This is a genomic window from Nocardiopsis alborubida (genome assembly GCF_012396365.1).
Lineage (GTDB): Bacteria > Actinomycetota > Actinomycetes > Streptosporangiales > Streptosporangiaceae > Nocardiopsis > Nocardiopsis alborubida.
Genome location: NZ_JAAXPG010000046.1, coordinates 1 through 18921 on the forward strand (window position 1 = coordinate 1; position 18921 = coordinate 18921).

Annotated in this window: 15 protein-coding genes; 7 read left to right on the forward strand and 8 right to left on the reverse strand. The window is 72.3% G+C overall.

Translation table 11 applies throughout. The features are described from left to right. Positions 1-575 precede the first annotated feature (575 nt). Together HGB44_RS29980 and HGB44_RS29985 are read left to right on the forward strand one after the other, a co-directional pair. Complete coding sequence (locus tag HGB44_RS29980) at positions 576-1028, forward strand: hypothetical protein (protein ID WP_061083748.1); 453 nt, start codon at positions 576-578, stop codon at positions 1026-1028. A 206-nt stretch (positions 1029-1234) separates the two neighbouring features. Then, positions 1235-1993, forward strand: a complete 759-nt coding sequence (locus tag HGB44_RS29985) for a hypothetical protein (protein WP_061083747.1) — start codon at positions 1235-1237, stop codon at positions 1991-1993. A 9-nt stretch (positions 1994-2002) separates the two neighbouring features. Here the strand turns inward: HGB44_RS29985 and HGB44_RS29990 are convergent, their stop codons facing one another. From HGB44_RS29990 to HGB44_RS30015, 6 genes are all read right to left on the reverse strand, one after another. After that, positions 2003-3217 (reverse strand): sensor histidine kinase, encoded by a 1215-nt coding sequence (locus HGB44_RS29990; RefSeq protein WP_061083746.1) that lies wholly within the window; start codon positions 3215-3217, stop codon positions 2003-2005. Beyond that, a complete protein-coding gene (locus tag HGB44_RS32775) occupies positions 3214-4527 on the reverse strand; it encodes a sensor histidine kinase (protein WP_061083749.1) in 1314 nt (437 codons plus the stop codon). The genes HGB44_RS29990 and HGB44_RS32775 overlap by 4 nt, the downstream gene beginning before the upstream one ends. Before the next feature lie 158 nt (positions 4528-4685). Beyond that, on the reverse strand, positions 4686-5546 hold the full coding sequence (locus HGB44_RS30000) for an ABC transporter permease (RefSeq protein ID WP_061083509.1): 861 nt from the start codon (positions 5544-5546) through the stop codon (positions 4686-4688). A gap of 57 nt (positions 5547-5603) precedes the next feature. Further along, the gene (locus HGB44_RS30005) at positions 5604-6596 is read right to left on the reverse strand and encodes an ABC transporter ATP-binding protein (protein ID WP_061083508.1); all 993 of its coding nucleotides are present in this window, start codon (positions 6594-6596) and stop codon (positions 5604-5606) included. Between the two features lie 116 nt (positions 6597-6712). Next, positions 6713-7480, reverse strand: coding sequence for a DUF2470 domain-containing protein (locus tag HGB44_RS30010; protein WP_061083507.1), 768 nt, complete (start codon positions 7478-7480; stop codon positions 6713-6715). Between the two features lie 207 nt (positions 7481-7687). Beyond that, entirely contained in the window at positions 7688-8296 is a 609-nt protein-coding gene (locus HGB44_RS30015) for a TetR/AcrR family transcriptional regulator (protein WP_061083506.1), read from the reverse strand. Positions 8297-8370: 74 nt separating this feature from the next. Here HGB44_RS30015 and HGB44_RS30020 point away from each other — a divergent pair, with 74 nt between their 5' ends. Continuing rightward, positions 8371-9666, forward strand: a complete 1296-nt coding sequence (locus HGB44_RS30020) for an alpha/beta hydrolase (protein WP_061083505.1) — start codon at positions 8371-8373, stop codon at positions 9664-9666. 190 nt (positions 9667-9856) lie between these two features. Here the strand turns inward: HGB44_RS30020 and HGB44_RS30025 are convergent, their stop codons facing one another. After that, entirely contained in the window at positions 9857-12070 is a 2214-nt protein-coding gene (locus HGB44_RS30025) for a (Fe-S)-binding protein (RefSeq protein WP_061083504.1), read from the reverse strand. Positions 12071-12787: 717 nt separating this feature from the next. Next, positions 12788-13840 (reverse strand): polysaccharide lyase, encoded by a 1053-nt coding sequence (locus tag HGB44_RS30030; RefSeq protein ID WP_061083503.1) that lies wholly within the window; start codon positions 13838-13840, stop codon positions 12788-12790. A 569-nt stretch (positions 13841-14409) separates the two neighbouring features. On the opposite strand from HGB44_RS30030, the gene dnaK reads away from it, so the two are divergent. The 4 genes from dnaK to HGB44_RS32780 all read left to right on the forward strand — a co-directional run bounded on the left by dnaK (position 14410) and on the right by HGB44_RS32780 (position 18834). Then, a complete protein-coding gene (dnaK, locus tag HGB44_RS30035) occupies positions 14410-16260 on the forward strand; it encodes a molecular chaperone DnaK (RefSeq protein WP_061083502.1) in 1851 nt (616 codons plus the stop codon). 36 nt (positions 16261-16296) lie between these two features. Continuing rightward, positions 16297-17049: a nucleotide exchange factor GrpE gene (gene grpE, locus HGB44_RS30040; RefSeq protein ID WP_061083501.1), complete on the forward strand. Its 753-nt coding sequence runs from the start codon at positions 16297-16299 to the stop codon at positions 17047-17049. Positions 17050-17188: 139 nt separating this feature from the next. Next, on the forward strand, positions 17189-18352 hold the full coding sequence (gene dnaJ / locus HGB44_RS30045; RefSeq protein WP_061083500.1) for a molecular chaperone DnaJ: 1164 nt from the start codon (positions 17189-17191) through the stop codon (positions 18350-18352). Beyond that, positions 18349-18834, forward strand: a complete 486-nt coding sequence (locus HGB44_RS32780; RefSeq protein ID WP_061083499.1) for a heat shock protein transcriptional repressor HspR — start codon at positions 18349-18351, stop codon at positions 18832-18834. The genes dnaJ and HGB44_RS32780 overlap by 4 nt, the downstream gene beginning before the upstream one ends. Positions 18835-18921 lie beyond the last annotated feature (87 nt).

An 18921-nucleotide genomic window follows, 5' to 3' on the forward strand; every position in this document is an offset into this window, starting at 1 on the left:
CGTGGGTAGTGTGGGGCATCGAGGGCCTTCCGGTCCGGTGGTAGATGTCGCAATCCACACCGTTACCGGAGGCCCTCTTTGTGTGTGTCAGGTGGGGTGGGTGTTACCAACCTCAGTGGTCAATACACCTAGGACGTGCTCCTTACCCTTGCGGGCTCGCGCTGCGGGGACCCGTCCTCCAGCGCCAGGCCCCACCCGGGACCAGGTCCGACCGGAGATGCTGCCAGTGTGATGTTTGAGGCCCTGCCCGGCGGTGATCCCGTACTCGTGGCCGGTGTCGGCGGTCGAGCCCGGCTACGAGTACGAGAGCACGCCGGGTGGGACGAAAGTCGTACCCGTGGCGTCGGCGCGGTGGCCCGAAAGCACCGCGCCCGCCCGGACGGGGCGCCCTCCTGGCTAACCCGGGTGACTCCGCCGCCTGGTCCTCACGGGTCATGCGCGCCGGTCTCCCCTGCGCGTAGCCTGGTACTCCTCACGCTCGCGTGGGAACGGACCCGTCGCACCCGTACCCACGGCACTCCGGCGCGGGGTGCCCCGTCCTGTCGCGACACCGTTGTCCCAGGGGGTGAGCTCACGTGAACAACAGCCTCTACCTGCACGACCACCTCCACGACCACGTCGCGCTGGACGAGATCGAACTGTACGCCGAGGTGCTCATCGCGGTGGCCGACGCCGACCGCCCGCTCAGTCCCGCGGAGATCGACCGGGTGCTCGGGCTGTCCGAGGCGCCCGCGGCCCCCGCCGGACCGGTCCGCTCCGCGCGCCCCCTCCCCGGCGACGGCCCCGGTCCCCCCGCCGGGACGCCGCACGTCCCCGACCCCGACCCCGAGCGGCCTCCCCGCGCGGCGGGGCCCGTGCCCGGTGCCCCCGGGCCGCGGGACGAGGCCCCCGGGACGCGGCGCGCGTGGTCCACCGACCCGCTCCCGGCCGAGTACCGGCTGCCACCCTCAGTGCTGCCCGCGCCCCGCGACGTGCCCGAGCCCCACCTCCTGTGGTCCCCGCTGCCCCTCGCCCCCTGGCACGTCTGAGGCCGACCTCCCCTCCCGGCCCACGGGCCGAAGCCCCCTCCGGCACGCCCGGGAGGGCGGAGTCGCGCCGCGCCGCGCGGCGCGGCCGTGCCGCCCGGAAGCGGCCCGATCCGGCCACGGCCGCCCGACTTCGTACCCTCCGGTCTGGGTAGTGCTTCTGTGGACCCCGGCCCCCGGAAACCCCCAGCAGCACACAGGAGCCCCTGATGCCACCAGGACCGGACACGCCGGACCGCGACGACCGACGCGGTATCGGCCCCCGCCCCCGCACCGACGGCCGCGAGCCCGACAGCGCCCGTCGGGTCACCCTCGCCATCGCCCTCGTCGTGACCTTCGCCTTCCTGCTGGTCACCGCGGCCGGACTCGGCTGGTTCCTCTCCGACGGCGGACCGCTGTCCGGTTCGGGGTCCGCCGAGGAGCGCGGCGACGCGGCCGACGGCGGCGGCGCGGAGGAGAGCGGCAGCGGTGAGAACGACGCGGGGGAGACGGAGGGCCTGCCGGACGACGGCACGGACGCCGGCGCGGATCCTCCGGCCGGGCTGGCCTACGAACTCCCCGGTGAGGAGTGGCGCAGGCTCGGCGACGAGGAGGTCCCCTCGGAGTACTCCTCCTACGCGGTCCTCGGCCCGGCCGAGGACCCGGACGCGGTCATCGTCACCGGCACCGAGGAACTCGGTTCGGTGGAGCCGATCGCGGTGGCCGGGGTACGCCTGGCCGTGGACATGGCGGCCGACCTGGCCGCCGAGGGCGGCGTGTGGGCCGAGCCCTCCGGCGAGACCGACGTGGACGGGCTCCCCGCCTTCGGGGCGACCATGGGCAGCGACTCGGGGGACACCTACGGCCGCTTCGTGATCGTGGAGCTGGACGACGGTCGGGGCGCGTTCATGCTCGGGGTCAACACCGCTGGCGGGGACGGCGCCACCGAGGACATCGACGCGGCCTTCGCCTCGGTGGGCACCCGCTGAACCGGGGCGTCAGAGCGGCAGGACCGCGCGGAGCAGGAAGCCCCCCTCCGGGGTGCGGGCCGCGGAGAGGGTGCCGCCGCCCATGGCGACCCGCTCGGACAGGCCGGCGAGCCCGTTGCCCGACTCCCTCCCGTCCTGGCCGCCGCCCCGGGCCCGGTCGTTGAACACCTCCACCACGAGCGTCCGGGGCCCCACGGTGCTGTCGCGGGTGAGGGTGAAGCCGATCTGGCACTCGTTGGCGTCGCTGTGCCGCAGGACGTTCGTGCCGCCCTCGCGCACCACCCAGGCGGCGAGCGCCGCGGTCCGCGGGGGCAGGTCCAGCCCCTCCAGGCCGGTGGTGACCGTCCTGGTGCCCCCCGCGTCGAGCACCGCGCGGACGGCCTCCGTCTCCCCCACCAGGTCGACCTCCCGGTAGCCGCTGACCGCCGACCTCACCTGCTGGAGCGCCTGCCTGGCGAGCACCTGCACCTCCGCCATCTCCGCGGCGGCCCGGTCGGGCGCCCGCTCCACGAGCCGTCCGGCCAGCTGGGCCTTGACCGCGAGTGCGGAGAGGCTGTGCCCGAGCAGGTCGTGCATGTCGCGGGCGAAGCGGAGCCGCTCCTCGCTCACCGCGAGCTGGGCGCGGGCCCGCTGTCCGGCGACGGCCTCGCGGCTGATGTCCCACAGCCACATCATGGAGAGCGACCCCCCGGCGAACATCAGCCCGCAGAAGACCATCACCAGCCATACCAGCAGGTAGAGGAGCGGCTGGAACTGCGTCTCGAACCCGTAGAACGGAACCACGAGCCAGGGCAGCACCAGCAGGGCGGCGGTGACGTAGACGCTGCGCCTGCGCGGAGCGAGGAAGACCCCGGTCCCCCACCACGCGGCCAGGAAGAACACGGTGTTGATCGGTTCCTGAAGGCACAGGGCGACGACGACGATCAGTCCGAGCGAGGTCCAGTAGGCGCGCGGGTCCGGCTTCCGCCTGCCGTCCAGCCTGGCCCGGAGCATCACGATCAGCAGCACGGCGATCGGCACGGAGGCCGCCACCCCGATCAGGGAGCGCCACAGGGGCCACTCCGAGGCCGCGGCCGTGACGACGTCGACCAGGGGCATCCCCACGACGAGCAGCGAGGTGAAGCCCACCGAGACGATGACGATGCGCCGGGCGAAGCGGACCCTGCGGTCGCCGTCCCGGTCGGAGGCGGTGTACTCGGCGGGGGGCGCGCCGTGGTCGCTCAACGTGACTCCTCGGTGTGGTGGGCCCCGTCGGGCAGCGGGATGACGGCTCTGAGCAGGAAACCGCCGTCATCCGTACGGGTCGCCGACAGTGTGCCACCTTCGCGTGACACGCGTTGGGAGAGCCCGGCCAGCCCGCTGGCCGAGGCCGCGCCGGTCTCCGGGCCGCCGCGCGCGCGGTCGTTGGACACCTCCACCACGAGGGCCCTCCCCCGCTGCCCGGCGTCCTCCACGGAGAAGGAGATCCGGCAGCGGCGGGCGTCGCTGTGCCGCAGGACGTTGGTGGCCCCCTCCCGCACCACCCAGGCGGCGAGTCCGGCCGCGGCCGGGAACCGCTTCGGGACCGCGGTTCCGGTGACGACGGCCTCGGTGCCGTTGGCGCGCAGGACCGCGCCGACCGACTCCATCTCCTCGGCCAGGTCTATGCCCCGGTAGCCGCTGACCGACGACCTCACCTGCTGGAGCACCCGGCGGGCCAGTTCGTGCACCTCGTTGATCTCCGCCGCGGAGCGCACCGGATCGCTCTCCAGCAACAGCTCGGCGCGCCTGGCCCTGACCGCGAGCGTGGTCAGGCCCTGTCCGATCACGCCCTGCATGTCCTGGGTGAAGCGGAGCCGCTCCCGGCTCACCGCCAGCCGGGCGCGGGCCCGCTGCCCCTCCAGCGCCTCGTGGGTTATGTCCCACAACCGGATCAGGGCCAGGTAGCCGGAGGAGACCACCAGCGTCCAGGCGACGGCGGTCAGCCACAGGACCGCCGTCATCTTGAGGGGCGGGTCCAGCGGTGTGAACAGGAAGTGCGTCCACGGCAGCACCAGCAGGACGAGGGTGACACGGACGGAGCGCCGCCGGGACGCCACGAGGACCGCCATGCCCCACCAGCTCGCGCAGACGAAGAAAGCGGTGAAGGGGGTCTGCACGAAGGCGCACACCAGGGCGAGCAGGACGAGCGAGCCCCAGTAGAGCCGGGGGTCCGCGACCCTTCGTCCGTCCACCCGGGCCCGGGCCATCCAGAAACCCGCCGCCCCGCAGGGCAGGGCGAGCACGAAGGCCGCGGCGGAGCGCCAGGGTTCGACCCGGTCGATCGCGTCTCCGCGCTGGACGACCGCGAGGACGACGAGTTCGCTGAACGCCTGGGTGGGCACGAACAGCGCGAGCGCCGCCATCGACCACAGGACGAACCGCCGGGAGATCCGGAGCCTGCGGACGAAGCGGGTGTCGTCGCCCTTCCCCGCGTCCGGGGCGGAACGCGGGCCCGCGGTGTCCGCCCGCCCCGGGTCCCCGGGTACCGCCGTGGCCGTGCCGTCGTGTTCCACCGGGGCCTCCCCTCCGCTGCCGCCGCCGGACCCACCACACAACCGTAGAAGCCGCGGACCCCCTCCGAACGGTTGTCCACAGGCCTTTCCGGGCCCGCGCGGGAAAAGGCCGGGGCAGGCCCGTCCGTCCCCGGCCTCCCCGGCGCCCCGCGCCCGCCCTACGGCTGGCGGGGGTCCCACCTGAAGTAGCGGCGCACCAGCAGCGCCAACACCGCGATCCAGGCCAGCATGATCCCGATGGAGGGCAGGGCCGCGACCCACAGGGCGAGGTAGGTGCCCTTCTCCTGCCCGTCCCCGAAGCCCCGGAAGGCGTCGTAGCCGGAGTAGGCGGTCTGCGCCATCTCACCAGCGGGGACGGACGGCACGAAGCCGACGATCACGCGAGCGCTCTCCGGCAGGAACTCCAGCGGGATGAGGCCGCCGCCCAGGAACAGCAGGACCATCATGGGCAGCATCGAGATCATCTGGGCGGACTCGGCGTTGCGGACGATCGGGGTGATGAGCAGTCCCAACAGGGAGAACATGACGGAGCTGAGGACGACGGCGACGACGAGCATCAGCGGGTCCCGGGGGAGGCTGCCGAAGACGGCGAGGACCAGGGCGACCACGACCAGCGTGATGGCCAGGGAGAAGGCCACCACGGCCGCGATGACACCGCCGAAGACCGCCAGCTGGGGCACCCCGCTGACCCGCAACCGCTTGAGGACCAGCGACTCCCTCCGCGCGGTGAACACGTTGGAGGGGTGCCCGACACCGAGGATGAGCCCGATGGAGCCGATGGTGGCGACCATGGCCATCTGCCCCATACCGAAACCGGGGACGACCTCGTCGTCGGGAAGGTTGGTGGTCATGAAGGCGAAGAACAGCGGCAGGGCCAGGTACATCCAGGCGGTCTTGTAGCGCACGAACAGGGTGAACTCGGTCCGGGCCAGGCGCAGGGCCTGCCTGGTCCAGCTCACGGCGGGCCGGGGGCGGGCACCGGTGGTGTCAGCGGCGGGGGCGGCGGTGTTCGCGGTCATGGCGGTGTCTCCTTGAAGGACTCTGCGGGGCGGGGGAGCGCAGCGCGGCGGCGCGCGTCAGACCAGGTCGGCGGCGCCGTCGGCGACCCGGAGGAACACGTCCTCCAGGGAGGCGCTGCGCACCTGGAGGCTGCGCAGGACGGTGCCGTTCTCCACGGCCCAGGACATGAGCGCGGCCACCGCGTGGTGCGCCCGCTCCTCGACGTCCCCCCGCTTGACCGTGTAGGTGGCCCACAGCGCCTGGCCGCGCGTCTCCACGGAGACCTCCGCCCCCTCCAGAGCCGGCAAGTCGGCGGTGCGCACGTTCGGGGGCAGCACGAAGCTCACCCGGTCGCCCCAGCCCGCGAGGACGTCCTGGATCGTCCCCTCCACCCGGACCTCGCCGCGGTGCATGATCGCCAGCCGGTCAGCGAGGCGCTCGGCCTCCTCCAGGTAGTGGGTGGTGAGCAGGACCGCCACACCCTCACGCTTGAGGTCGTTGACGATGCGCCAGGTCTCGATGCGGCCCTCGGCGTCCATACCGGTGGTGGGCTCGTCCAGGTACAGGACCTCGGGCCTGGTCAGCAGCGCGAGCCCCAGGTCCAGACGGCGCTTCTGCCCCCCGGACAGCTGGCGGACCGCGACCCCGCGCTTGTCGGCCAGGCCGACCAGCTCCAGCGTCTCGTCCGTGTCCCTGGGCGTGGCCGCGAGGTCGCGGGCCAGGTGCAGGGTCTCGGCGACGCTCAGGTCCTCCAGCAGGCCGCTGCCCTGGAGGACGGCGTTGGTGCGCTCCCGGACTCCGGCGGGCTGTCCGTAGGGGTCGAGGCCGAAGACCCGGACACTGCCGGAGCTGGGGCGGCGGAAGCCCTCCATCGTCTCGATCGTGGTGGTCTTGCCCGCGCCGTTGGTCCCGAGGAGGGCGAAGAGCTCGCCGGGGTGGATCTCGAAGGAGACCCCCTTGACCGCCTCGAAGTCGCCGTAGTGCTGGTGCAGGTCGCGGACGACCACCGCCGGGCCGGTGGCGTCCTGTCGGCCGGGGCCGGTCGCTGCGGTGCTCGCTGTCGTCGTCATGTCCCCAGGATCCCGCGCGGCGGTTCACACGGAACAGACGCCGTTATCACCGGCCGCACGGGGGAACCTACCTGTGCGCGCACTGACAAATGTCATCAGCGCGGCCCGGCGACCGCTCATCCGCGGTCGAAGCCCTGGGGCACCGGGTGCCCGGCCAGCCGGTGCACCTGGACGGCGACCTCGTCGGGGGTGCGCGCCGGGCGGGTGAAGGGCAGGTGCACGTCGTGGTACCCCCGCGCGGCCTCCACCCGCAGCCGCAGCCCGAGGCGGTCCACGCCCAGGGGCCGGGGCCGACCGCCGCGCGGAGCGCCGGGAGCGGCGGCCAGCAGGTCACCCACCAGGTCGGGGTGGTCCTGGTCGAGGTGGCGCAGCCAGGGCTCCTCCCAGAGGCAGAACGGGTCGGGGCGCGCGGCCGCCAGTTCGGCCGGTCCGAGCACGTGGGCCCCGTCGTGGTCGGACTGGACCACCAGGGCGGTGCGCAGGACCGCCATCGTCAGGCCGTGGCCGATCTCCAGCAGCCGGTCGTCGGTGGCGGCTTCGGGCAGCCGGGCCGCGCGTGCGCGGGCGGCGGTGTGCTCCAGCACCTCCACGGCGCCGCTCACCCACAGCACCGCCCGCACCCTGTCGCGCATCAGCACGGGCGACAGGTCGGTGAACTCCGCCATCACCACAGGGCCCTCCTCAGCCCGGGGGGACGTGAGCGGATGGCCGTCGGGCAGCAGGAAGCTCACGGCGCCGTCGGTGTGCACGTGGCGGGGGACGTCCTCCAGTCGCACGTCCCCCGTCTCTCCGAACCGGTCCGAGGCCGCCGCCACGGTCACCGGGCCGCAGCGGGCCAGGATGGAACGGGCGCGGTCGGCGGGAGGGGGAACGGGGGCGTTCACGGGCGGCCACCTCAGATAGAAGACAGTCAGGTAAGGCTAACCTAATCACCTCTTCTCCGGAAGCCCCTCCCCGGCACAACGCCCACGGAGGCGGCACGGCCACGCGGAAGGAGGGGTGAGGAACGGCCATGGGCGACCACGAGGCCACCGCGGTGGAACCGTCGGCCGGGCCGTACCGACGGCGCGGACCATCCCTGCGGGGGGCGCCTACCCGCGCGTGACCGCCGCGACCGCCGCCTCCACCGCCGCGCGCTGGGCGTCCATCGGGGCGCCCGGGGGCTGGCGGACGGCGCTGAGCCAGATCCCGTCCACCAGGACCAGCAGGAGTTCCACCAGGGCGTCCGGGTCCTGCCCGGGGGCCAGCTCCCCCTGTTCGCCCGCCCAGCCGACGGCGGCGCGCAGAGCGGCGCGGGCCCGGACGTCGAATCCGGCGAGGACCTGCGCGAACTCGGCGTCCACGGCCGCGCGGGCGTAGAACGCCGACCAGACGCGGGCCTCGGCGAGGCGGTCGTCGTCGGTCGGCAGCAGGTCGGTGAGCACGCGCCGCAGCCCCTCGGCGAAGGACAGCCGCCCCGGACCGATCCGCACCTGGGCCAGCCGCGCGGAGACCGCCTCGACGACCTCGTGCATGGCGAAGAGGAGAAGCGCCTCCTTGGTCCCGAAGTCGCGCTGGACGGCTCCGGTGGAGAGGCCGGCCTCGGACGCCACGGTGCGGATGCTGACGCCCTCCAGGCCCTCGCGGGCGGCGATCCGGCGCAGGGCGGCGGCCACCTGTCGGCGGCGTCCGTCCTTGTCCACGTACCTGGGCACGGCCACATTCTGACACATCCCCCGTTCTGATACGTTCGTATCGATACGGACGTATCGAAAGAGTCCTCGAAGGGGAGACCATGGAACGACGGAATCGCGCCGCCGCGGCCGCCCGCTGGCTGGCGACCGTCCTCGCGGGTACGACCGCGCTTCTCGGCGCGGGCGCGGCCGCGCTCGTCCTGCTGCCGCCGCTCTCCTGGAACGCGTGGCAGTACGGGCTGCTGGTACTGGAGTTCAGCCTGGTGTTCGCCGTCCTGGCCGTCTTCGGCCTGGCCCTGGCCCTGGCCGCGGCGGGAAGGCCCCGGCCGCGCACCCGGGAGGGCGCCGGGCGGAATGCGGGCGCGAGGAGCACGGGAGCGGTGTGGCGTCGGCGCCTCGCCGCGGCGGCCGCCGCGGCCAACGGCGCGGTGCTGGTCGCCGCGCTCGTCCCGCCCGCGTCGGTCTGGTCCGCCGCCCGCGCGGAGGGCGCCCGGCTCGACCTCGGCGAGTACGCCGCCGGGCTCGCCACCAGCGCCGACCGCGCACCCGAGACCCGCGTCTACCTGCGCACCGGAGAGTCAGCGGTCGGGGACGCCTCCGACCCGCAGGACCTGGAGCTGGACGTGTGGGAACCCGCGGAACGGGAGGGGGAGGCCCCGCTGCCGATCGTGGTGAACGTCCACGGAGGCGCGGAGGACCTGCCGCAGAGCCTCCTCCCCCGCTGGGACGCGTGGCTGGCCGACAGCGGGCACGTGGTGTTCGACGTCGACTACCGCTACTTCCCCGACGGCGACTGGTCGGTACCGGTCTCCGACGTCAAGTGCGCGATCGGCTGGGCCCGCGAGCACGCCGCGGAGTACGGGGCCGACCCCGGCCGGGTCGCCGTCACCGGCCAGTCGGCGGGCGGCCTGCTCGCCCTCCTGGCCGGGTACAGCTCGGACGAGGAGATCCCCCCGAGCTGCGACGTGCCCGACACCGGTGTGGACGCGGTCGCGGCCTGGTACTCGGTGGCGGACGGAACCGCCGGGGCGCCCGAGGTGCCCTGGCGGCAGCGGCACTCCCCGATGGGCGAGGACCTCCTGGAGGAGAGCGAGCGCCTGATGGGCGGCTCCCTGGAGGAGCTGCCCGAGGAGTACGCGATGAGTTCGCCCATCACGTACGTCTCGCCGGAGGTTCCGCCCACCCTGCTGATCATGCCCGGCCACGACCTGTTCCTGGGCCCGGAGGACAACCGCCGCCTGGCCGCCCGGCTCGACGCGGCCGGGGTGCCGCACCGGCTCCTGGAGATCCCCTGGGCGGAGCACATGTTCGACCTCAACTGGGGAGGGTTCGCCAGTCAGGTCGCCCGGCACGGCCTGGACGGGTTCCTCGACGAGCACCTCGCCCCCTCGCCGTGAGCGGACCCGCGCCCCTCCCCGCGAGCAGGCTGCTTCTCCCGCCGTGAACGTTCGCGGCCCGGGGCCCGGAGACGGCGGGGCGGGGTCGCGCGCCGGACCGCCGCTGAACGGCGCAGGGGCCGGGACGCCGACCGTGCGGTCGGCGTCCCGGCCCCTCCCCGGAACCCGTGCCCTCGTAGGTGCCCTCGCGTCAGCCCTGGGCGTCGGCGGTCTCGGCCTCCTCCTTGGGGGCCTCGCCCCGGACCGAGCGCAGCAGCAGCTGGGAGACGTCCACGACCTCCAGCGTCTCCTTCGCCTCACCCTGCGACTTCTTCTCGTTGATCGCGTCGCCGAGCATGACCTGGCAGAACGGGCACGCGGTGGAGACGGTGTCGGGGTTGGTGGTCAGCGCCTCGTCCACCCGCTCGGTGTTGATGCGCTTGCCGATCCGCTCCTCCATCCACATGCGGGCGCCACCGGCGCCGCAGCAGAAGCCCCGCTCCTTGTGGCGGTGCATCTCCTGCGTCCTGACACCCGGCACCTGCGCCATGATGTCACGCGGCGGCGTGTACACCTTGTTGTGGCGGCCCAGGAAGCAGGGGTCGTGGTAGGTGATGTTCTCCTCCACGGAGTTGACCGGCGTGAGCCTGCCCTCCTCCACGAGCTTGGCCAGCAGCTGGCTGTGGTGCACGACCTCGTAGGTGCCGCCGAGCTGCGGGTACTCGTTGGCGAGGGTGTTGAAGCAGTGCGGGCAGCTGGCCACGATCTTGGTGACACCGGCCTCGTTCAGCGTCTCCACGTTCTGCTGGGCGAGCATCTGGAAGACGTACTCCATGCCCAGGCGGCGCGCGGGGTCACCGGTGCAGGCCTCCATGCCGCCCAGGACGGCGAACTTCACGCCCGCCATGTCGAGCAGCTCGGCGATGGCCTTGGTGGTCTTCTTGGCGCGGTCCTCCAGGGCGCCGGCGCAGCCGACCCAGAACAGGTACTCGGTGTCCTCGGGGAGCTTGTCGTCGACGACCTGGACCTCGACCGGGTTCTCCTCCCGGGAGGCCAGCTCCTCGATCCAGTCCATGCGCCGGTCCTCGGCCATGCCCCACGGGTTGGCCTTGTTCTCCAGGTTCTTGAGGAGCGTGTTGGCCTCGGACGGGAAGTTGGACTCGACCATCACCTGGTAGCGGCGCATGTCGAGGATGTGGTCGATGTGCTCGATGTCGACCGGGCACTGCTCGACGCAGGCGCCGCAGTTGGTGCAGGCCCACAGCTCGTCGGGGTGGATGACGCCGTTCTCCTCCTCGGTGCCGACCAGCGGCCGGTTGAGGAGGGCGAGGACGTCCACGCCCGCGTGGCTCTCGTCGGGCTTCTCGGCGAGGGTCTCCTCGGTGATGCCCTGGAGCAGGTACGGGGCCTTCTCGTAGGTGTGCTTCTGGAGGTCGAGGATGACCTTCTTGGGCGAGAGCGGCTTGCCGGTGTTCCAGGCCGGGCACTGGGACTGGCAGCGCCCGCACTCGGTGCAGGTGCTGAAGTCCAGGAGGCCCTTCCAGGTGAAGTCCTCCAGCTTGCCCGCGCCGAACGGGTCCTCGTCGGGGTCGGCCTCCTCGAAGTCGAGGGGCTTGGTGCCGGACTTGTCCATCATCTGCTTGGCCGCGCCCAGGGACGGGGACCCGTCGGCGTTGCGCTTGAAGTAGATGTTGACCGGCGCGAGGAAGCGGTGCCAGCCGATGCCCATGGTGAGCACACGGGCGATGACCATGAAGAACAGGTAGCTGATGATCAGCTTGAACGCGGCGACCAGGGCGATGGCGGGCTCGGCGATCGCGGGGTCGCCGGGCAGGATCGCGCCGAGGCCGGTGGAGATCGGCGTCGCCCAGGCCGGGAACGGGAAGTCGCCCATGGCCGACTTGAGGCCGCGGATCACGAAGATCGAGATCAGCAGGCCCCACAGGTAGGCCTCGACGTAGTACGCGGTCCAGTGCCGGGAGTTGGTGAACCGGGACTGGCGGCCGAGGCGCCTGGGGCCGTTGAGCATGCGGTAGACGGTCAGGCCGACGATGCCGACGAGGCTGGCCGCGGCGATGAACTCGATGGCCAGACCGTAGAGGGCCCAGTCGTGGATGATCGGCAGCTTGAAGTGCGGGTCGAAGACCTCGCCCTGGGCCTCCACGACGGTGAAGACCAGCAGCGGGAACGAGACCATGACGAACCAGTGGGCGACGCCGATCCACGGCCGCTTGAGCATCCGCCCGTGCCCGAGGATCTCGATGAGCGCCATGGTGAGCCGCTGTCCGAACGGCCCCTTGCGCTCCGGCTCCACCGAGCGGCCCACACCCACGGTTCGCACGATCTGGCGGATACCCAGAGCGAACATGGTGAACGCGACCACGGCGAAGACCGAGGTGATGATGCCCAGTGTCAGGTACAGCATCGTCCGTGGCCTCCCATCCTGCTTCGTCGTCCGGTGCGCCACACACCGGGGGTCGAACTATATGTTACTAGCGAGTAATGCCGCGGTCGCCACCGGATGCCCGACCCCTGGCGGAGGCGGAACCCCGTGGCCGTCGCCACAGGCCGCCGGGTCGCGGAACCCGGTCGGCGCGCGTGCGTCGGTGCCGTCCGGCGCTGGCGCTGATGCCGGTGTGACAGGACCGCGCGGGTGTGCCCGAACAGGACTCGGACGCACCGCACGTCCTATATGTAGCGGACGGCGGTCGCGGGACGACCCGACGGGGGTATCGGTGACTTCACCGTCTCTCCCCTATTACCAGGTTGCGGCATGGCCGGGAGTGGAACAACCACGGATGCGCGGCTGTGGACAACTGGTCGGGGGCCGCCGTCCCTGGAAACCGTCCTCGGGGACCGTCTCTGGGAGCGGTCCTCGGCGGCCTTCCCCGGGAGCCGTCCTCGGCGGCCTTCCCCGGGAGCCTTCTCTGGGGTCGTCCGCGCAAGCGGTGCGGCGCCCGGGCAGGGCGAAGCGCGGGACGCCGTGGGACCCCCCGTCTTCCAGTCTCCCGGAGGGGCCCGGCCTCCGACAACGCCCGTCCCCTCCCTGTGGACGACCCCGGAGCCGGGACCCCGGACGGCGCGACGCACGGGGCCGCCGGAGCCGGATCCGCCCGGGGGGCCGGATGGGGCCGGGCCGGGGTCAGACGCAGCCGCCGAGCTCGCAGATGTCGGCGCGCGAGGTGGACACCTTCAGGTCGTCGTACCAGACGTAGCTGTCGTGGGCGGGGGCGAAGCCCTCGGTGGAGCCTCCGAAGAAGGACCAGAGATAGGCCTTGTCCACCAGGTCCTCGTCGGTCACCAGGCGCAGGCCGGTGACCATCGCGGCGGGCTCGCCGTTGTAGAAGACCTCGATCTCCCCGTCGGGGCTGGCCTGTCCGTCGGTGACCGTGTTGACGCGGACCCGCTGGGCGATGTGCACCCACTCGCCCCGGGGGAGGTGGACGGCGGCCCCGTCGGCGACCAGGGGCTCGGAGTCGCCGAACTCGCCCTTCTTGTCCATGTGGTAGTAGTACAGCTCCGCCTTGCCGTCGCGGCGCCAGACCACGCGCGAGCTGTAGCCGTTCTCCCCGGTGCAGACGTCCCCGCCCGAGCACCCCGCGCCCCCGGCCAGCCCGAACCCCAGCTTTCCGCCGAACGAGGTGGTCCCCCAGCTGAAGTCCTCGTCCAGGCGCGCCCAGAAGGACAGGTAGTACTCACGCGCCGGGGTGAGCCGGAACGGCGCCAGCCCGCCGGAGTCCCGCGGGCCGATCTTCCCCTCGGGGTAGAGCACGCGCAGCGACTGCCCGCCCCCGTGTGCGGGCACCGAGTCGTCGATGACGGCGCGCTCCTCCAGGCCCCTGGCGCTGGGGGCGTACCAGCCGTCCTTCTCCCATTCCGCGAGGGTGTAGGCGCTGCCCGCGGCCGGGCGCTCGAAGGTGTTGTGCCGGTACGTGGACGAGAAGGCGCCCTCGGCGTCCCCGGCGGACGCGGGGTCGTCCCCGGCGGACGCGGGGTCGGCGACCTCCCCCGCCGGTGCGACGGCCTCCCCCGCCGGCACCGCGACGTCCCCGGCGGGCGGTGGCGCCTCACCGACGGGCGCGGTGGTGTCCCCGATCGGCCGGGGGACGTCCTCGGCGGACGCGGGGGCGGTGCCCAGCGCGGGCAGCAGCACCGTGGCGGCGAGTGCGGAGGCGAGCAGGGCCTTGGGCGTCACGGGCGTCTCCGTTTCGGGACTTCGGCGGACGCGGCGGGGAACCGCCGCGCCGGTCGCCGCCCCGCGGTACCAGCGCGTCGGCGGCAGGGCCATCGTCGGCCGCCGACCGCGGGCGCCCGGTGCTGCGACACGGGCGTTTCCCTCCGTTTGACCGGAAGGCGCCCCTCCGGTGACCGCCCGCGCGCCGGCACCCGCGGCACTCCCCGGACCCCCGCGGCACTCCCCCGGACCCCGAGCCGCCGCGCGCGGCGCCCCTCGGACCCCCGCGCCGTACTCCCCCGGCCTCGCGCGGGACGGGGTCCCGCGGCCCCGTGCACCCGCATCCCCGGAGCCACCCCAGGGGAACCCCGAGCCCCCCTGATCTTGCGGGTCAAGGTTCTCCCCGACTTGTCCCGGGGTTCGCCCATATCCCCGATCAGAGTGCCCAGGTCGGGAACATCCCGGTCCGGCCGACCGTTGTCAGGGCGTAGGAAGCAACTTGAGTCGGGTCAACTCAACTGACTTGACAGCCCCCAGCCGACGAAGCAAAATTACGTCTGAACGACTCAACTTTGACGGAGGAAGCAACCATGGCACGTGCGGTCGGAATCGACCTCGGTACGACGAACTCGTGTGTCGCGGTCCTGGAGGGCGGCGAGCCCACGGTCATCGCCAACGCCGAGGGCGCCCGTACCACCCCGTCCGTCGTCGCCTTCGCCAAGAACGGTGAGGTGCTCGTCGGCGAGGTCGCCAAGCGCCAGGCGGTCACCAACGTCGACCGCACCATCCGCTCGGTCAAGCGCCACATCGGCACCGACTGGACGGTGAAGATCGACGACAAGACCTTCAACCCCCAGCAGATCAGCGCCTTCGTGCTCCAAAAGCTCAAGCGCGACGCCGAGGCCTACCTGGGCGAGGACGTGACCGACGCGGTCATCACCGTCCCGGCCTACTTCAGCGACTCCCAGCGCCAGGCCACCAAGGAGGCCGGCACCATCGCGGGCCTCAACGTCCTGCGCATCATCAACGAGCCGACCTCGGCCGCGCTGGCCTACCACCTGGAGAAGGAGGACGAGGCCACCATCCTGGTCTACGACCTCGGCGGCGGCACCTTCGACGTCTCCCTCCTGGAGGTCGGCGACGGCGTCGTGGAGGTCAAGGCGACCAACGGCGACAACCACCTGGGCGGCGACGACTGGGACCAGGCCATCGTCGACTGGCTGGTGGAGAAGTTCAAGAACTCCAACGGCGTGGACCTGTCCAAGGACAAGATGGCCCTCCAGCGCCTGCGCGAGGCCGCGGAGAAGACCAAGATCGAGCTCTCCAGCTCCAGCGAGTCGGCGATCAACCTGCCCTACATCACGGCCTCGGCCGAGGGCCCGCTGCACCTGGACGAGAAGCTCTCCCGCGCCGAGTTCCAGCGCCTGACCGCCGACCTGGTCGAGCGGACCAAGACCCCGTTCCAGCAGGTCCTCAAGGACGCCGGGATCAGCCTGGACCAGATCCACCACGTGGTCATGGTCGGCGGCTCCACCCGTATGCCCGCCGTCGTGGAGCTGGTCAAGGAGATGACCGGCAAGGACCCCAACAAGGGCGTCAACCCCGACGAGGTCGTGGCCATCGGCGCCTCGCTCCAGGCCGGTGTGCTCAAGGGCGAGGTCAAGGACGTCCTGCTGCTGGACGTCACCCCGCTGTCGCTGGGCATCGAGACCAAGGGCGGCGTGTTCACCAAGCTCATCGAGCGCAACACGACCATCCCGACCAAGCGCTCCGAGATCTTCACGACGGCCGACGACAACCAGCCGTCCGTGCAGATCCAGGTGTACCAGGGCGAGCGCGACATCGCCCAGTACAACAAGAAGCTGGGCGTCTTCGACCTGACCGGTCTGCCCCCGGCGCCGCGCGGCGTCCCGCAGATCGAGGTCGCCTTCGACATCGACGCCAACGGCATCGTCAGCGTCACCGCCAAGGACCTGGGCACCGGCAAGGAGCAGTCCGTCACCATCTCCGGCGGCTCCGCGATGTCCAAGGACGACATCGACAAGATGGTCCGCGAGGCCGAGCAGTACGCGGAGGAGGACCGCAAGCGCCGCGAGGAGGCCGAGGTCCGCAACAACGCCGAGTCCCTCGTCTACCAGACCGAGAAGGTCATCAAGGACAACGAGGACAAGGTCCCGGCGGACGTGCGCTCCGAGACCGAGGCTGCCGTCGCCGAGCTGAAGACCGCTCTGGAGGGCTCCGACGTGGAGGCCATCCGCACCGCGAGCGAGAAGGTCGCGCTGGCCAGCCAGAAGATCGGCTCCGCCATCTACAGCCAGGGACAGCAGGGCGCCGAGGGCGACGCGGCCCAGGGCACCCAGGGTTCCGGCGACGACGCCGACGTCGTGGACGCCGAGATCGTCGACGAGGACAACAAGGGCACCCAGGGCAACCAGTCCTGATCCCAGGTCGAGCCGAGGAAGGAGGGCGTGTCTCAGATGGCACCGTCGGAGAACACGAACGGCACCGGCGACGGTGAGGAGCGCCAGGGGCCGGTGATCCGGGACAACCGCCGGATCGATCCGGAGACCGGGCAGGTCAGGAACCCCGAGGCCGAGGGCGACGCGACCGAGGAGATCCCCGAGGTCGCCGAGGAGGATGTCGTCGAGGCCGATCTGGAGGACGTCGAGGTCCCCGACACCCCCGAGTCGGTGGTGTCGGACGCGATCAACGCGGACGAGCGGGTCGTCGAGCTCACCAACGACATCAAGCGGGTGCAGGCGGAGTACGCCAACTACCGCAAGCGCGTGGACCGCGACCGCGTGGCCGTCCGCGAGATCGCCACAGCCCAGGTTCTCGGCGAACTGCTGCCGATCCTGGACGACATCGGCCGGGCCCGTGAGCACGACGAGCTCAACGGCGGGTTCAAGGCGGTGGGCGAGTCCCTGGAGGCCGTGGTCACCAAGCTGGGCCTGGAGCGGTACGCGGAGAAGGACGACGAGTTCGATCCCAACCTCCACGAGGCGCTCACCCTGATGCCGGTCCCGGGCATCTCGGTCCAGACCGTGATCGAGGTGTTCCAGCCCGGGTACCGCATCGGTGAGAGGATCCTGCGCCCGGCCCGCGTGGTCGTCGGGGATCCCGTCGAGGGCGGCGAGGAGGCCGCGTCCGGTTCCGCCGCCGCGGACGAGGGTCCCGGCGGGGAGTCCCCGGCCGCGGACGGCGCCGACGGCGGGGAAGACGACAGGTAACGGGTCCGCCCGTTGATCCTCCGGCCGCGGCCCCGCGTGAGCGGCGGCCGCGGCCGGAGCCGGACCCCGGCCCGACGCGGTGCGGGGTCACATGGAAGCATCGGACGCAACCGGCACCAGCGGGGGAAGGCACCAGTCGATGAGCACCAAGGACTACCTGGAGAAGGACTACTACAAGGTCCTGGGAGTCTCAAAGACCGCCTCGAAGGACGAGATCAAGCAGTCCTACCGCAAGCTGGCCAGGGAGAACCACCCGGACGCGAACGCCGACGACCCCGGCGCGGCCGACCGCTTCAAGGAGATCTCCGAGGCCTACAACGTCCTGTCGGACGAGAAGCGCCGCAAGGAGTACGACAACGCGCGCTCGCTGTTCGGCAGCTCCTACCGCCCCGGCGGCGGCACCGGCCCCGGCGGGTTCGACGTGGGCGACCTGTTCGGGCAGGGCACCGGCAGAACGGGGACCTCGGGCGGCGGCGAGCGGCTGAACGACCTCTTCGGCGGGCTGTTCGGCGGCCGCGGGCGCGGCGGGACCACGCGCAGCAGACGTGGCGCCGACATCGAGACCGAGACGACACTGACCTTCCGCGAGGCGGCCGAGGGGGCCACGCGCTCCTTCCAGCTGGCCGACGAGTCGGCCTGCCCCACCTGCAAGGGCACCGGCGCCAAGTCGGGCACCGCCCCGCGGATGTGCCCCAAGTGCTCCGGCACCGGGCACGAGAACACCAACCTGGGCGGCTTCTCGCTGTCCGAGCCGTGCAGCGAGTGCAAGGGCCGCGGCCTGGTCGTGGACGACCCCTGCCCCACCTGTAGCGGCAGCGGGCGCGGCAAGAGCACCCGCACCGTCCAGACCCGCATCCCCGGCGGCGTGTCCGAAGGGCAGCGGATCCGGATCAAGGGCAAGGGCGCACCGGGCGAGAACGGCGGCCCGACGGGTGACCTCTACGTCGTCGTCCACGTGAAGGAGCACCCGGTGTTCGGTAGGAGCGGCGACAACGTGACGATCACCGTCCCGGTGACCTTCCCCGAGGCGGCTCTGGGCGCGGACGTGCGCATCCCCACCCTCAACGGCTTCCCGGTGACCGTGAAGGTCCCGCCGGGCACGCAGAACGGGCACAAGCTGCGGGTGCGCGGCAAGGGCGCGAACCGCAAGGACGGCACCACGGGCGACATGCTCGTCACGATCGAGGTGGCGGTACCGAGGACTCTCGACGGAGACGCACGCGAGGCTCTGGAGAAGTTCCGCGCCGCGACCTCCGACTACGACCCGCGCGACGGACTCGAAACGCGGGCGAAGGGTGCGTGAACGACGTGAACGACTCCTTCGGCGCTGACGCTCCGGTCTACGTGATCTCGGTCGCCGCCGAGCTCGCGGGGATGCACCCGCAGACTCTGCGGCAGTACGACCGACTGGGGATCGTCTCGCCGGGCCGCGCGTCCGGCCGCGGGCGCCGCTACTCCATGCGCGACGTGCAGACGCTGCGCCAGGTGCAGCGGCTGTCCCAGGAGGAGGGCATCAACCTCGCCGGGATCAAGCGGATCCTGGAACTGGAGCACGAGGTGGAACAGCTGCGGGAGCAGGTGTTCCACCTGGCCAACGAGCTGGAGGCGGCGCGCCGGGCGGTGGCGCGCCGGGGCCGCCCGGCCGACGGCGGTACGGGGGTGCGCGGCGAGCTGGTGCGCCGCACCCGCGTGACGATCTTCAACACCGCCGAGCCCAGGAACGACGAGGAGGACCGGGGCAGGGGCCCCGGCGCCTCGGGCCGCACCGAGGACGAGCAGGACTGACGGAACTCCGCCACGGCGAACACGGGGGCGCGGTCGGCCGTCGGACATCACCCCCCGTGACACGACTTGTGAAAGGAGTCACCGCGC

Bases quoted from the DNA above. Each gene is read 5' to 3' on its own strand.
- HGB44_RS29985 (WP_061083747.1), top strand. From the start codon at position 1,235: ATGCCACCAGGACCGGACACGCCGGACCGCGACGACCGACGCGGTATC.
- HGB44_RS30000 (WP_061083509.1), bottom strand. From the start codon at position 5,546: ATGACCGCGAACACCGCCGCCCCCGCCGCTGACACCACCGGTGCCCGC.
- HGB44_RS30005 (WP_061083508.1), bottom strand. From the start codon at position 6,596: ATGACGACGACAGCGAGCACCGCAGCGACCGGCCCCGGCCGACAGGAC.
- HGB44_RS30020 (WP_061083505.1), top strand. From the start codon at position 8,371: ATGGAACGACGGAATCGCGCCGCCGCGGCCGCCCGCTGGCTGGCGACC.
- HGB44_RS30025 (WP_061083504.1), bottom strand. From the start codon at position 12,070: ATGCTGTACCTGACACTGGGCATCATCACCTCGGTCTTCGCCGTGGTC.
- dnaK (WP_061083502.1), top strand. From the start codon at position 14,410: ATGGCACGTGCGGTCGGAATCGACCTCGGTACGACGAACTCGTGTGTC.
- grpE (WP_061083501.1), top strand. From the start codon at position 16,297: ATGGCACCGTCGGAGAACACGAACGGCACCGGCGACGGTGAGGAGCGC.
- dnaJ (WP_061083500.1), top strand. From the start codon at position 17,189: ATGAGCACCAAGGACTACCTGGAGAAGGACTACTACAAGGTCCTGGGA.